General features: G+C 45.0%; 14 protein-coding genes. 12 read left to right on the forward strand and 2 right to left on the reverse strand.

What is annotated here, in order from left to right:
* Positions 1-55: 55 nt before the first annotated feature.
* Both AWQ24_RS00790 and AWQ24_RS00795 read right to left on the reverse strand, forming a co-directional pair.
* Positions 56-427 (reverse strand): DUF565 domain-containing protein, encoded by a 372-nt coding sequence (locus AWQ24_RS00790; protein WP_062431748.1) that lies wholly within the window; start codon positions 425-427, stop codon positions 56-58.
* 26 nt (positions 428-453) lie between these two features.
* Positions 454-1056, reverse strand: a complete 603-nt coding sequence (locus tag AWQ24_RS00795) for a DUF3611 family protein (protein ID WP_012305781.1) — start codon at positions 1054-1056, stop codon at positions 454-456.
* Positions 1057-1334: 278 nt separating this feature from the next.
* Between AWQ24_RS00795 and AWQ24_RS00800 the strand changes: the two genes are divergently transcribed.
* The 12 genes from AWQ24_RS00800 (at position 1335) to groL (ending at position 14525) form a co-directional block, all read left to right on the forward strand.
* Positions 1335-2936: a YcjF family protein gene (locus AWQ24_RS00800; protein ID WP_065715736.1), complete on the forward strand. Its 1602-nt coding sequence runs from the start codon at positions 1335-1337 to the stop codon at positions 2934-2936.
* Between the two features lie 28 nt (positions 2937-2964).
* Positions 2965-3540 (forward strand): hypothetical protein, encoded by a 576-nt coding sequence (locus AWQ24_RS00805; RefSeq protein ID WP_041443708.1) that lies wholly within the window; start codon positions 2965-2967, stop codon positions 3538-3540.
* A gap of 50 nt (positions 3541-3590) precedes the next feature.
* Entirely contained in the window at positions 3591-5357 is a 1767-nt protein-coding gene (locus AWQ24_RS00810; protein WP_198161498.1) for an NFACT RNA binding domain-containing protein, read from the forward strand.
* Positions 5358-5666: 309 nt separating this feature from the next.
* Positions 5667-6893: a hypothetical protein gene (locus AWQ24_RS00815; RefSeq protein ID WP_083993463.1), complete on the forward strand. Its 1227-nt coding sequence runs from the start codon at positions 5667-5669 to the stop codon at positions 6891-6893.
* Positions 6894-6926: 33 nt separating this feature from the next.
* Positions 6927-7439, forward strand: a complete 513-nt coding sequence (locus AWQ24_RS16160; RefSeq protein ID WP_157096807.1) for a hypothetical protein — start codon at positions 6927-6929, stop codon at positions 7437-7439.
* A 131-nt stretch (positions 7440-7570) separates the two neighbouring features.
* On the forward strand, positions 7571-8077 hold the full coding sequence (locus AWQ24_RS16165; protein WP_157096808.1) for a hypothetical protein: 507 nt from the start codon (positions 7571-7573) through the stop codon (positions 8075-8077).
* 191 nt (positions 8078-8268) lie between these two features.
* Entirely contained in the window at positions 8269-8835 is a 567-nt protein-coding gene (locus AWQ24_RS16170; protein WP_157096809.1) for a hypothetical protein, read from the forward strand.
* Positions 8836-8926: 91 nt separating this feature from the next.
* A complete protein-coding gene (locus AWQ24_RS00820) occupies positions 8927-9628 on the forward strand; it encodes a hypothetical protein (protein WP_065715738.1) in 702 nt (233 codons plus the stop codon).
* A gap of 67 nt (positions 9629-9695) precedes the next feature.
* Complete coding sequence (locus AWQ24_RS00825; protein ID WP_065715739.1) at positions 9696-10961, forward strand: hypothetical protein; 1266 nt, start codon at positions 9696-9698, stop codon at positions 10959-10961.
* Between the two features lie 95 nt (positions 10962-11056).
* Positions 11057-12088: a hypothetical protein gene (locus tag AWQ24_RS16175; RefSeq protein WP_157096810.1), complete on the forward strand. Its 1032-nt coding sequence runs from the start codon at positions 11057-11059 to the stop codon at positions 12086-12088.
* Between the two features lie 63 nt (positions 12089-12151).
* Positions 12152-12628, forward strand: coding sequence for a hypothetical protein (locus AWQ24_RS16180; protein WP_157096811.1), 477 nt, complete (start codon positions 12152-12154; stop codon positions 12626-12628).
* 229 nt (positions 12629-12857) lie between these two features.
* On the forward strand, positions 12858-14525 hold the full coding sequence (groL, locus tag AWQ24_RS00840; RefSeq protein ID WP_065715742.1) for a chaperonin GroEL: 1668 nt from the start codon (positions 12858-12860) through the stop codon (positions 14523-14525).
* The last annotated feature ends 47 nt before the right edge of the window (positions 14526-14572 follow it).

The following is a 14572-nucleotide window of genomic DNA, read 5'->3' on the forward strand; positions in this document are numbered from 1 at the left end:
AGAACAATTGATTCTGATACGGTTTCTCCCCCTTGGCAAGCTCTGGTAACATTCGCTACGAACCGACGTTAACGGCGGAAACAGTGAGGCCATACAGGAGCCCAATTTTGAAGACATGCATCAGTTGAAATAAGAGCCGGCTCTGGGGCGCAGTAGGGTTTGTGGCCGCTTTTTGGGCAATGGTTTGGCGATCGCCTTGTCTGTAGTAGAGAAAGTTGATCACTTCAGCCAAAAAAATGATCCCAATGGCAACTATCGGATCCCAAGCCATGGCTTGGCCGATAGCCGGCGGAAAAACCGTCGCAACAAAGTTTCCAAAAAGGAGAAAAATGGCGAGCAAGGCCATCTTGCGCCATGGATTTTGAAAAAAACTGGTAAATTGCCCAAGGGTTTCCCCCAGGAGGAGATTGAGTCGGGTACGTTGCATAGGTCACGTCAGGAGCGGTGAGGACATTATTTATTCAATCGATCGAGGAGCCAGAGGGCAATGACAATCCCGGTGAAATGGGAGGCGATCGTGTGGGTATTCGCCAGAATAATAAATAAATCTTTCGGTTGAATGAGCTGGGATGTATTGGAAAAAACGGCCCCCTGGGGAATAGTCAAAGATTTCCCGAGGACGAGCCCCACAAAGGCTTCGGCACCAATGATCGCAAACATCATGCCCAGGAGGTTAGCCAAGAGACCAAATTTAATGGTTTGAATGGTGTAGGATTTCTTGGGCCGGAGGGAGCTATCACCCGCGAGCATTAGTCGGGCAATGGTTTTGTAGCGGAAGAAGAAAAAGATACTCACGATGAGGGCAATGAGACCGCCGGCAGCACAGAATAGTCCAAAGCTGCTTCCCTGGCTAAAGCGAATATCTTGGTTGGCGTTGGTGGCATCACTACCGACTAGGCTCGCACTGGCAAAGAGGAGAATTAGCGCTGCGACAACACCGAGGATAATCTGTACCCAGAAGCCAATATTACCGGCGAGTTTGAGGGTGGCCGAGGCTCTGAGGATGGCGGCGGGGATCGATGCGCCCGCTAAAGCACCGTAGGAATCACGTTTCATAGGAGTTTGTGGTGATGGGGTTATGTCTGCAGGGTCAGAATTTGCTTTTGCTCCATTCTCTTATATCAACTGTTGGGTTGCCAAAAGGGAAAAGGCGATCGCCCATAACTCCAACCAGCGCTCCCTTGTCTAGCATTTGATGCCCATCACCAAGATCAATGGTGACCAAACAGCCGGAAACAAACAATGGGAGTCAAGTGAACTAAGGGTTACAGCATCCTCAGCGAAGGGGGACAAGCTATGATGGTCATCAGGTTTTTCAGAGAGTTTGCGCGTTAATGCACCCGATTCGCCTCACCTTATTTTTCATTGGCCTGAGTATTATTCTGGGGCTGATGTTGTGGTTGGTGAATTCCCTCTATCGTCTCTATCTCCAGGTGTCCTTTACGGCGCCATTTCTGGCAAATCTGCTGATTTTGGTGCTTATTGCTTTAATTGGTTTAATTCTCTGGACGTTTTGGCGCTATTTCAACCTCTTTGGTCGCAAACGAAAACCGCGATCGTCCCGAAAAGTTGTCAATTATCAGCCTCAACTGCCCACGGAAAAAACAGAGGTGGCGGCGGCAAATCTACGCACCATTCAACAGCAAGTCAACCAAATCCAAGATAAAGTGGCCCAGAAAGTCCTCCTGAACCGTTCCCAGGAAATTCAGGCGAATTTTGAGCGACAAGAGCTCCAGGTGGCTGTTTTTGGTACGGGATCGGCGGGGAAAACATCTTTGGTGAATGCGCTAATTGGGCAAATGGTGGGTAATGTCGAAGCGACCATGGGCACGACCCAGACCGGCCAGACCTATCGCCTGAAACTAAAAGGAGTGAATCGGCAGATTTTAATCACGGATACGCCGGGGATTTTAGAAGCGGGGGAAGCGGGCATTCAACGCGATCGCCTGGCGCGGGAGTTGGCAACCAATGCGGATCTGCTGATTTTCGTGGTGGATAACGATCTGCGGCAATCGGAATACGATCCCCTCTGTGAACTGGCTGAAATTGGCAAGCGATCGCTGTTGGTGTTTAACAAAATCGACGTTTACGCAGACGCTGATCAACAATTGATTGGCGATCGCCTTAAGGAAAAAGTGCAACACCTGATCACTCCCCAGGACGTGGTTTTAGTCTGTGCCAATCCCCAACCCGTAGAACTAGAGGATGGCGAAATCTTTGCCCCAGAGCCGGACGTGATGCCTTTAGTGAAACGTTTAGCGGTGGTGCTGCGGGCCGAAGGGGATGATTTGTTAGCAGATAATCTTCTTTTACAATCCCAACGCCTGGGGGAAGAAGCCCGCAAAATCATTGAACACCAACGGAAAAAACAGGCCGAACAAGTGATCGAACGCTACCAGTGGATTGGTGCTGGAGTAATTGCTGTAACGCCTTTACCTGTGGTGGATATGTTGGCGACGGCGGCGGTGAATGCCCAGATGGTGATGGAAATTGGTCGGGTGTATGGCTGCGAAATCGATGGCGATCGCGGTAAAGAATTAGCCGTCTCCCTCGGCAAAACCCTCGTTAGTTTAGGGGTCGTTAAAGGGGCGGTGGAAATTCTTGCAAAAATTCTCCAAACAAACATTGCTACGTACCTCGTGGGCAAAGCAATCCAAGGGGTGACAGCCGCCTACCTCACGCGCATTGCGGGCAAAAGTTTCATTGAATATTTCCGCCATGACCAGGATTGGGGCGATGGCGGGATCACGGAAGTAGTGCAGGAACAGTTTAAGCTCAGTAAAAAAGATGAGTTTGTCAAAGATTTTGTCGGCGATGCAATTCTAAAAGTTGTCAATCCCTTTAAGGAAGTGTGGCAAATTGAACTGGAAGAAGACCCAGAGTTAGCGGAGTTGGAATGGACGGCACCCCAACGGCGACGGCGGGATGAATGGTAGATTTTGCGCGGAAGCTTGAGGCATGATTATGGCACCACAGCGACAGATTAACTGGCAGAAATTAGCGGAAATTTACGAACTCAAGGAATTTTTTGCGGCGGATTTTGCTGGTTTTCAAGCCGAAATTGAACAGCAATTGCAAGATCTGGATCGCTTCCCGACGGAAACCTTGGATAAATTGGCAAAACTGCGCGCCCTAGAAGTGACCAACGGCATTACCCAATGGGCCTATCGGCGCGGCGCGGCCCAAGCGCTCCCCATCGAGCAGACCCGGCAATGTATGAACATGGTGATGGGCTTTATGAAAAATGTGGAATTGTCGTTTCCCAGTATCGGCACCGTTGAATTTAGCGATTGGGAAACAGACTATGTGCGCCGCGTGCGGGGACTTTATATTGATGCGTTTAAAAATAATGTGCCTGGGGCAGAATCGCAGTTCCATGCCATTTCTACGGCGCAGTTTATCGCCTGTGGTCATCACCGTTTCAATGAGGCGATCGCCCTCGTAGAAGCAGACTATGGGGAACTGTTTTCGGCCTATTTCATCGAGCGGATGAAAAAATATATCGGCGCTTATCTGGATAGTTTTAGCGAAAGCCCCTAAGATCCAAGACTGCGATCCGTGGCATCGGCATTGGGGAGAATCGAGCAGCAATGAAAATTCAGGCAGTAGACTACACAACCTTGGTGGCCCTGGTCACGGAATTACAGCGGGACTGGGTGCCGGCGCGCCTCGAACAAGTTTATCAATACGACAAACAAACCCTCTGTTTAGCCCTGCGTACCCTCGAAAAACGGGAATGGCTCTGGTTATCTTGGCACCCCCAGGCCGCCAGAATGCATTTAGGCGATCGCCCCCCTAGGGATCCCGATACCTTTACCTTTAGCGACCAACTGCGCCACCTCATCAAAGGTTCGGCCTTGCTGGGGATCGAATTGATCCAACCCTGGGAACGGGTGGTGGATTTTCAGTTTGGCCGCCGCCCTGGAGAAGCCCCCCAATGGCATTTATACGTTGAAATTATGGGGAAACATAGCAACGTAATCCTCGCCAATGCCGATCAGCAAATTGTCACTACGGCCCAACAAATCAGTGGCGATCGCTCCACCGTCCGCCCCGTCCAAACCGGCCAACCCTACGAATTTCCCCCGGCCCTGACGAAAACAGCACCCAGCCCCACAGAATCCTTTGAACGCTGGCAAGAAAGAATCGCCCTATTACCAAAATCTCTGAAAAAACAAATTCTCGAAAATTACCGGGGCGTGAGTCCTATTCTTCTAGAAGGGATGATTGGTGCGGCCCAACTAACCCCTGAGCAAACGACGGATACCCTCACCGCTAACGATTGGGAAAATCTTTTTCAGCAGTGGCAACGGTGGCTTGCTTGCCTAGAACAGCGACAGTTTTGCCTGACGCTCCAGGACAACCAATATCAAATGGTAACCTGGCAGCCGGATGAATCTTGTTTGCCCCTACAGCCAACTCTCAATCACTATTATCAAAGCCGCCTTAATCAACAACAATTCCAACAACTGCACCACCAACTCAGCCAGAAAGTTAGTCTCCTGTTGGGAAAATTGCAGCAAAAGGCCCAACTTTTCCGAACGCGCCTCACAGAATCCACCGAAGCGGATCAATACCGTCAATACGGCGATTTACTCATGGCCTATTTGCACGAGTGGCAACCGGGTTTAACCAAAATTGCCCTAACGGATTTTGCCTCAGGCGATCGCGTTAAAATTCCCCTCCAACCGGATAAAAATGCTGTCCAAAATGCCCAGGCTTTTTATAAGCAACACCAAAAACTAAAGCGAGCAAATCACATTGTGCAACCACTTTTAAAGGAAGTAGAAACAGAAATTCATTACCTCGAACACATTGAAGCCAGTTTGGGACAAATTGCTAATTACGAAAACGCCACTGACTTGGAAGCTTTACAGGAAATTCAGGCAGAATTGATCCACGGGGGTTACCTCAAAACAAACCGAGAACCCACTGCTAAACAAGCGGTTTCTAAACCCCACATTTACAGCACCCCAGGAGGATCAGAACTCTGGATCGGGCGCAATAACCAACAAAATGATCATCTAACGTTTCGGGTGGCCAATGATTATGATCTTTGGTTCCATAGCCAAGAAATCCCCGGTAGCCATGTTTTATTACGACTAGAACCCGGCGCGGTTCCCGATGAGGCGGAATTGCAGTGGGCGGCGGATTTTGCAGCCTATTACAGTCGCGCCAACCAGAGTGATCAGGTGCCCATTGTTTATACAAAACCCAAGCATGTTTATAAACCCAAGGGGGCCAAACCAGGAATGTGCATTTATAAACAGGAAACGATTCTCTGGGGTCAACCCCAACGGGCAAAACAGGCGATCGCCAAATTAACCCAATCCACAGATCAGCCCCGGAAAAAGTAGGGGGTAGGGTTTCGGTTCTTGAGTCTTAAATGCGTAGACATACAATATCACTGAAAAACTAAATAGTCTTTTAAAAGTATGGCGAAGTTGATAGGATTTCAGCTTTTGCTGGAAATAATCAATTAATAGCCACCATGATCGCTATGCTCACTTTCAGTTGCTTAGAAATGACAGCTACTGGTATCAATAGACGAAGTTAAGAATTGCTACGTTTATGTCTAGCCTTTATGCCATAGGGTATGTTTAGGTATGAAGCTAAGTGTATTTTGAGGTTTAGTTTCTTGGTGGTAGATTTTTATCTTCAGAAAAATGAAATCATTAATCTTTTCTAGCCTATATTTTTCTCTAGGGATAGCGATGCTCTCTCTTCCAATGGAGCCTGTGTTAGCTCAAACTAATCAATCTAGACAACATACAAAAATACCCAGTATTTACGGTTTAGAATATGAGCAAGCGCGGCAAAGATTAATTGCGGCGGGATGGCAACCGCAAAAGCAACACTGGACTTACAGAAACGAATTAGACTGGGATATTCCAGCACAAGAATGGTGGAATAAAGGGTACTGGGAAATTACTAGCTGCAGCCAAGGTTTAGTATATTGTTCTTTTTATTTTCGTGATGTCTACGGTAACCGTCTTTTGGTAACAACTCAAGGTCAAGTTAATGCAACAGTAGACCAATGGTCACTAGAAAATGTCGCTCTTAATAATGAAAATACATCCCAACCTAGAGATTTTCGATATCAGAGAGTTGTCGAATCCGATTTCGCTGTAGGAATTGCTCCGTACAATATTACAGAAGACAACTTTATCAACCTGCTCAATCAACCTATTCAGCCAGGCAGGCAAACAACTTTTTATATCCATGGCTTGGATAGTGATCACAACGCAGAAGGTAGTCGTTTTTTTGCGAAATCTATGAAAAATGCCGAATCAATTGAGCAGGCCATTATGGTTGACTGGGGAGAAGGCTCCAGGCAGGGACTACGCAGGTTAGGACTTGCCGCCTCAAAAATACCAATTGTTGGGGAAACCTTAGCGAATAAAATCTTAGAAAGTGGACTAAAGCCAGAGGAGGTTGATCTGGTAGGCCATAGTTTGGGTGCTTATGTAGCTGTTGAGGCGGCAAAGTACTTATGGGAAGAAAAGGATTTTTCAGTTAATAGTGTCACATTGTTAGACTCTGCAAATGTATTTACTACAAAATACAGAGCACCAGAATTGCAGACACTTTCTCTAACTACTTCTATTCTAGCAATCTATGACTTGGTAAGAGGAGGTCAAAATCCATCCAATGATCCCGAATATGCTCGCACAGCACATCGTTCTATTGGTCTCAAGAATAATGGAATAGATCTAAATCCTAGGAGAGGCCATGGAGAGCCAATCTATTTTTATGGAGAATTGCTTGAAATAAATCCTGTAGAAGTCATCAATGATATTAGGAACAGTGACATCGCATTTATTGATATATTTCCTGAGGCACAGTTTGTTGAAGGAAGCCCGACAGGTTCACACGTTATCTTACGATGGTGATTTTAGTGTAAATTTAGTACAAGAAGAGATAAAATGAAAATAAAAAGTAAGTTATTATCTCCGGCATTGATTTTTATGACTTTATTAATTAATGTACCTGTTGCAACTAGAGCGCAATCCAACTCTAGTTGTCGAAATACAATCAATAAAGTCGATAATGAGATTGTTGAAAAAGGAGCAAAAAAGACTTTTTTTCAAACGACCCAAAATAGTGCGAATAACCGTCGAGGTAATCCAACTACTCGAAACGATGAAATAACGGTTATTCCATGGCCATCAACAGGAGACAACATTAATACTGGATTCTCCCAAACTAGTTACAATCGCATCAGTAACATATTGAATTCTCCTGTTTTGATGAATTTCTGGGCCAACATGATTATGAGAGATTGTAATAATGTAGCTGTAGTAACATTTTGCATACCGCAATCTGATTGTATCGCTTCCTTTGCTGTTTCTCCAGAAGGTAAAGCCATTCATCGGAAACAAGCTTCTAACTGCTCGAATTATGACAGGATTTCCTGGTACGAAGAATGTTATAACTAGCCGCCAAACAAACTTAAAAATATTTTCAAACAATAAAATCGATTTCTGATGCATAAATTATTTTTTGACGTTATTTGTAATTCTTGCAAATAGTTTTGTTTTACATAATTTTTTAGATGCATATAAATTAAATGAAGATTACATTTTTACTTCCATCATTGATATTTTTAATTTTGTCGAGTACTTTTACTTCCTCTGTTAAAGCACAGTCACGTCCAAATGAAGGTTGTCAAAAAGCGATTACATCCGTTAGTGAAGAATTAGCAACTAAAGGAGCATTTGTTCCTTTTAATAGTCCTGTTTTGGGCAGGGTTCAACCCAAAGTTTTTTTGGGAAATGGTAATTTCTCTCAAGAATATTACGGTTACCCTACAGAACGTCCTCAAAAGGTACGATTTCGGCTAACTGGTGATCCTGAAAAGATCTGGTATGGTGTCATGAGTTCGCCTCAATTTTTGACAACATTAACTTCTCAGATAACGACTGCATGTTCGCAAGTAGGCATGGTTGAGTACCAACATTTTTATGAAGGGCAGATACTTTTCGGTTATTTTTCTGACGGTACTATACAGGCTTTTACATGGGTAAATTCCGATGATTCAAGATTAGGAAAGTGGGGCTACTATTACTCGCCCTAAACCAATGGTCAACAAAAATAGTAGAAATAAGTTATGGAAAAGTTTTTTTCTTAAAAATCTTTCAAAAAGTTTCATTTGGTGTGCTGACTGAGACTTGTTAAGTCCTATAACTTCATCTCTAAATTTTCTACAAACTCACTTTTTTGAGATTGTTTTTTTGTTAATTTCTAATACATATTGGATGTATAAAAATGAAGACCAGAGCCTTGTTTTTGCTATTGCTGCCAACGACTTTGTCAAGTATCTTAATTTCCTCCGTAAAAGCACAATTTTATTCTAGATGTAATTATGAAATAACAGAACGAAGATCTTCTTCTTTTCGGGAAGTTGTACTTGAACGATTCGGTATAAAAGTGGATATTCCTGAAAATTATAGGACGATGCTACGGCAAGATGGCAGCGTTGAAATTTTACATCCTGATGTTTTTAAAGTGGTACAGTGTGTTGCACGCGGCGGTATTGGGGGTTCTGGTTCCTATCGCGAAATCTTAAGTATGGTCAATAGAAATTCTTCATTAAGTTTGAGGCAACAAGCCATACAATCTGCTGGCTATAGGGGTTCACATGTAATGGAATACAAAAATAGCCACTTGTCTGGCCATATTATTGTGTCAGACGGAGGCTATACCTATCACTTTCTTGGTAATGTCACAGGGCAAAATAAACTTCTTAAAGTAGATATTGGCTGTGATTGCACATTAGACGTTGAAGCTATTACTTCTTTGCTATCTAGAATTCGTCCACTAAATACTCTTTAATGAATTTTTTTTGAGTATAGATTATCCAAACAAACATCTCAAGTAGCGCAATAGATAGTGCTTTCATGTCGATTTTGGAGCGAACCCGATAATGCAGACTCAGACTTTTCGTACCACCACCCCAAAAATACTGCTTTGCGTTGGACTTGTGGGTGTACTGGCCGCCTGTTCCTCGATGTCGAATTCCAATCAGGTAAGTCAATCTAAATTTGCTGAGATTGTAAAACAGGCCTTCTCAGAAAAAGGGGGAGCTGATGCCTACCAGGAAATCTGCGAAGCTGGCTTCAGGGAATTGCAATCCATAACAAACTTTTTCAATGATGCTTATCTTCTTTCCAACGAATTTTTTTATCCAGAGTTGGCCGCTCAATTCCTTCCCCAGGTGAATGTGACCGTAGAAAATCTCAACGTTAAACCCGCCGATGAAATCTCTATCTTCGGCATTTCCCTAGCAAGTATGGCCAATAATATTTACTTTGCCTGTGTCAGTCTGAATCGTTCATTTCGATGTGCTTTAGCTTTTCGTGATAGTCAACACTCCGGCATCATAAGGGGCAACCAAGTGACGACTTATTCTGGTTTGGCTTATCCTGTTGAGTTTAAGATTACGGCTGATATTGTCGGTCTTGACAGTATTACGACCGGAGAAATCCTGCCAGATTGGGACTTTCTTGCGACCAGTGATTTTTCTACAGGTAATGAACTTTTAGAGATGGATGTGACTTGGAACCCAAGGGCTGCAGACAAGGTTGAAGTGAGTATTCCAAACAGCGAACAAGGGACTTTCTATTAGGGTATTGTCCCACAGCATGATGCTTTCTAGGCCCACCAAATTATCAACTATCCGAGCCATAACGACCATGAGAAATAGCCTCACCCGATTTTCCTTAAATTCCATCCAGGTTGCCCTCTGGAGTAGCAGCCTAGTGCTGGCCACTGCCACTGAACTGGGAGCAACAGTCCCCCGCGTGAGTACCGCCACTGATGTGATCTCTCAGTATTCCCCAGTTGCCCCTTTAGTCGTGGCACAAAACCTCAGTCTGGGGGAAAAATTAGCATTTCTGACGGGCACTTGGGAGGGATATTATTATTGCCGCCAGGGGTTGACCAAGCTCCGCCTTGAGATCGACGCAAATAGTGCTAGCAATGTTGAGGCGACGTTTAATTTTTCGGCCCATCCGAATAATCCGGGGGTGCCAACGGGCTCTTTTCGGATGAGGGGTTCGCTGCAAGGTTCTGACCAACTGGTTCTCAAGGGTACCCAATGGCTTCAACGCCCTGGTAATTATATGACGGTCGACTTGCGGGGGACAGTGGCTTTTGGTGGCGATCGCATTCAGGGTATCGTCACGACAGAAAGCTGTGGCACGCTTGAACTGGTACGCCGACAACCCTGGTTGCCTTCTTTTAATCCGGCTTTTAATCAAACTTTTAATCAGGCGATCGCCAGCTTAAATTCCGAGGATGCTCAGTTGGTTTTACAAAAAATTGCCGAAGCCGTTACAGATTACACCCCGACAATTTTGAATACGATGGGACTGATTTACGGAAAATTCGAATATTTCGATGTTGCCGAAGCTTTTGAATATCTCATGATGACAATTGATCTCGCTATGGCCGTAAACGAGCTCAAAAACGGAAATTACCTGGGTGCGGTCGAGCATTTTTTATCATCTCAACCTGGATTTGACGAGTTATCTGAAACACAGCAACAACAAACCATGAAAACCATTGAAAATATTGTTAATCCTGGTTCCTCTGCAGGGATGTCCTTAGAAGAATATCAACAGTTTCTCGAAGAAATTGGCATAAATAATTCTCCACGGAAAGATATCTCCCAAGGATCTACCAGAACACCTGTTGCCCAATCGACATACAGATGCACCACTTCAAGCGGCAGAATTACACAACTAGAGGCTTCCTTTTACGATGAAAATCCTGGGCCTCATACCGGAGAAGTTGTCATTAATGTCGATGGGAAAACGTATCAACTCCCAAGATTAGTGGGAAATGCGCCTAGTTACGGCAATGCAAACGGAAGCATAACTTTTGGGCTGCGTGGCCCCGAAGCTGGGTTAAGCATTGGCTCACCCATCGAGCAGAGTTATGATTGCATTGCTTTGTAGTATTGATGTTAAATAAGGAGAAAATTTTTTATATTTTTAGGTTGTTTTATTTAGAAAAATAGTTTTTTTAATTGATTGTCTATATGTCTAGAAGAATGAACAAAATTTTATCTTTAATAACTCTATCAATTTTATTTTTGGGCTTAAAGCCGGAAGCTGTTTTCGCAACTCTAAAGCTTCCCGTCACAGGTGAAAAACTTCTATTTCAAGTTGAGCCTCCACCCTCAAAGGGTTCTTGTAATTATCCGAGGGTTCTACCAAATTGTCATGAAAATGTTCAATGGAAAAATCTAGGCTCTCCAGCCCGAAATGTCTACCATTTCGGGGACTATATCTATCAGTGGGTTGGCATTAATACAATTTCGAGAAATGGTGATGCTATAAATTTCGATCATCATGATGGCGGTTTTGCTGGATATTCTCGTATTAGCGCAAATTGTAAAACTAGAGTTTATGCAATTATCTTAGCTTCACACTACGGCTCTAGTAGTTATGACCCGGTCGGTGATTTTTGGGGTCGGGCATTAGATTTTGCCTGTTCTATAAGTAATCCTAGACAATCCTATGGAACAGAATCAACAAGTCTTGCGCTTAATAAAGGTCTATATAAAGCATCTAAAAGCAAAGAAATCGAAAATGGTTCCACTTTATCTTGGAAAGGTTTACAGTATATTTCCCAAGCATCTACCAGGACCGTTGAATATCGCTGGCCTTGGCTAGAAAATATTGGCCTAACTTCCTTTGAGATTCCTTTCGGTTACAGAGCAGTAACTCAGGGGGCAGGAGTAAAGTACGTTGAAGGCAATCGGTATAATGATGTCAATATTTTGATTCTTAGTCCAGAAGAATATCAATTGTGGCAAAAAAATCCGACTCAATATCGTTCCTTGGGTATCAATATAAATGCTATTTTTGATGCAGAACTCATGTGGACAATTGGTCAAACTCCTGATGTGAATCGAATTAATCGAAATGGCCATCAGATTAGTATGTATCGCGTCGATGGCACCGGGCAATCTATTGGTGTGATTAGTTCTTCAAATAGAAATTCAGTACAAGTGACGGTTTATGATCGCGGAAATTCTGGGGTTGCTGAAATGATTTTAAACTCATTTGATTATCTGTAGTCTCAATCCAAGTTTTGATTACCATACTATTTTGCACATCTTTTTGCATATTCAACTTAAACCATGAACATGAATACAAAAAAAGCATTGTCTTTATTTATTTCATCATCTTTATTTTGGAACATTTCTTCTCAAGCCACCTGGGCAAATCCGCAATCTTCCGAAGGAGAAGAAATACTCGTTGCTCAAATAAATCGCCCTTCGCCAAATGGAATATGCAAGGATCACAATTTTGTCTGGATTGAGAATTGTTACGAGGGAGTGCAATGGGAAAAACTCCCGAATTCAAGACATTTCATGGGTGGATATGACGAGGGTTATAAGTGGGTTGGCACCAATACAATTTCTCGAAATGGTGATGCCATTAATTTTGATTTTCGCAGTTCAGCTGGTTATCGTCGCTTCAGTGCAAATTGTAAAACTAGGGTTGCTGCGCTCATTTTAGAAACGGATTATATTGCTGATCCCTATACATACAGACCCGTCGGTTCCTTTGGCATTGATCAGGCCTTGGACTATGTGTGTTCTATTAGTGATTAGTTATGGTGATTTTTTCGTGCGGGGGGTTTCGGTTCATTGGGGGGAAAGGTATGAGATCCCTCACTTGATTTTTTAAAGAAAATATGTAGCCACAAAAGACAAATTGCTTGAAAAGCCTTTTTTAAAAGCTTTTGGCCCGTTTGCATCGCCGAAACCAGAAAACATTAGCAGTCGCCCCCTAGGAGTGCTAAATTTGCTAGTGACGTAAAACTTTATAACGCAAACTCCTATGGCTAAGATTGTCTCTTTCAAGGATGACTCTAGACGCTCCCTCGAAGCAGGGATTAATGCCCTTGCCGATGCGGTAAAAATCACCCTCGGCCCCAAGGGTCGGAATGTACTCCTCGAAAAGCAGTATGGTGCGCCCCAAATTGTCAACGATGGGATCACCGTTGCGAAGGATATTGAACTCAGTGATCCGCTCCAAAATACGGGGGCACGGTTAATCCGGGAAGTGGCAGCGAAAACCAATGACAGTGCTGGGGATGGCACGACCACTGCCACCGTTATGGCCCAAGCGTTGATCCGCGAAGGTTTGAAAAATGTGACGGCTGGGGCGAACCCTGTGGCCCTGCGTCGGGGTATCGATGCGGCAGTGAAGTTCCTCGTGAAGGAAGTTGCCGCGATCGCCAAGCCCGTTGAAGGAGAGGCGATCGCCCAGGTAGCCGCTGTGTCTGCTGGCAATGACGAAGAAGTAGGCCGGATGATCTCCGAAGCCATGGCCAAAGTCACCAAAGATGGCGTGATCACCGTTGAAGAGTCCAAGTCCCTCGCCACCGAACTGGATGTAGTTGAAGGGATGCAACTGGATCGCGGTTATATCTCCCCCTATTTCGTCACCGATCAGGAACGGCAAATCGTTGAATTTGAAAATCCCTACATCCTGATCACCGACAAGAAAATTTCGGCGATCGCCGACCTCGTGCCCGCCCTTGAACAGGTAGCCCGTTCCGGTCGTCCTCTGTTGATCATCGCTGAAGATCTCGAAGGGGAAGCCCTGGCGACCCTCGTTGTGAACAAAGCCCGTGGTGTCCTCAATGCCGCCGCAATCAAGGCTCCCAGTTTTGGCGATCGCCGTAAGCAAATGCTCCAAGACATCGCTGTCCTCACCGGCGGTCGGGTCATTTCCGAAGAAGTGGGCCTCAGCCTCGAAGCCATTGACCTTGATATGCTCGGTAATGCCGAAAAGATCACCATCAGCAAGGAAGAAACCACCATCGTTTCCGGTGGCGGCAGCAAAGCTGACATTGACGCCCGCGTTAGCCAAATCCGTAAGCAACTGGCTGAAACCGACTCCGAGTATGACATGGAGAAACTCCAAGAGCGAATCGCCAAGCTTGCTGGTGGTGTCGCTGTGATCAAAGTTGGTGCAGCCACTGAAACTGAACTCAAAGACCGCAAACTCCGCATCGAAGATGCCCTAAATGCCACCAAAGCCGCTGTCGATGAAGGCATTGTTCCCGGTGGTGGCACGACCCTAATTCACCTCGCTGAAAAGGTCGCTGAAGTAAAGGCAAGCCTCAGTAGCGACGAAGAGAAACTCGGTGTCGATATCGTTTCCCGCGCCCTAGAAGCGCCCCTCCGCCAATTGGCTGATAACGCGGGTGCCGAAGGTTCTGTGGTTGTAGAACGGGTTCGTACCAGTGACTTCAACGTTGGCTACAACGCGGCCACTGGCGAATATGTCGATATGATTGCCGCTGGCATCATTGACCCGGCGAAGGTTGTCCGTTCTGTTCTGCAAAATGCAGCCTCCATCGCTGGAATGGTGATCACAACCGAAGCCCTCGTCGTTGAGAAGCCCGAACCCGAAGCACCCGCCCCTGACATGGGTGGTGGTATGCCCGGTATGGGTGGCATGGGCGGCATGGGAATGCCTGGCATGGGAATGATGTAATTTTTCCTGAACCCTTTTAAAAATTCATTATCTGCATTGGGCACCCT

This window comes from Picosynechococcus sp. PCC 8807, from assembly GCF_001693295.1.
Taxonomy (GTDB): domain Bacteria; phylum Cyanobacteriota; class Cyanobacteriia; order Cyanobacteriales; family MRBY01; genus MRBY01.

Coding starts and splice junctions, on each gene's coding strand:
- AWQ24_RS00790 (WP_062431748.1), bottom strand. CDS start 427: ATGCAACGTACCCGACTCAATCTCCTCCTGGGGGAAACCCTTGGGCAA.
- AWQ24_RS00795 (WP_012305781.1), bottom strand. CDS start 1,056: ATGAAACGTGATTCCTACGGTGCTTTAGCGGGCGCATCGATCCCCGCC.
- AWQ24_RS00800 (WP_065715736.1), top strand. CDS start 1,335: ATGCACCCGATTCGCCTCACCTTATTTTTCATTGGCCTGAGTATTATT.
- AWQ24_RS00805 (WP_041443708.1), top strand. CDS start 2,965: ATGGCACCACAGCGACAGATTAACTGGCAGAAATTAGCGGAAATTTAC.
- AWQ24_RS00810 (WP_198161498.1), top strand. CDS start 3,591: ATGAAAATTCAGGCAGTAGACTACACAACCTTGGTGGCCCTGGTCACG.
- AWQ24_RS00815 (WP_083993463.1), top strand. CDS start 5,667: ATGAAATCATTAATCTTTTCTAGCCTATATTTTTCTCTAGGGATAGCG.
- AWQ24_RS16160 (WP_157096807.1), top strand. CDS start 6,927: ATGAAAATAAAAAGTAAGTTATTATCTCCGGCATTGATTTTTATGACT.
- AWQ24_RS16165 (WP_157096808.1), top strand. CDS start 7,571: ATGAAGATTACATTTTTACTTCCATCATTGATATTTTTAATTTTGTCG.
- AWQ24_RS16170 (WP_157096809.1), top strand. CDS start 8,269: ATGAAGACCAGAGCCTTGTTTTTGCTATTGCTGCCAACGACTTTGTCA.
- AWQ24_RS00820 (WP_065715738.1), top strand. CDS start 8,927: ATGCAGACTCAGACTTTTCGTACCACCACCCCAAAAATACTGCTTTGC.
- AWQ24_RS00825 (WP_065715739.1), top strand. CDS start 9,696: ATGAGAAATAGCCTCACCCGATTTTCCTTAAATTCCATCCAGGTTGCC.
- AWQ24_RS16175 (WP_157096810.1), top strand. CDS start 11,057: ATGAACAAAATTTTATCTTTAATAACTCTATCAATTTTATTTTTGGGC.
- AWQ24_RS16180 (WP_157096811.1), top strand. CDS start 12,152: ATGAACATGAATACAAAAAAAGCATTGTCTTTATTTATTTCATCATCT.
- groL (WP_065715742.1), top strand. CDS start 12,858: ATGGCTAAGATTGTCTCTTTCAAGGATGACTCTAGACGCTCCCTCGAA.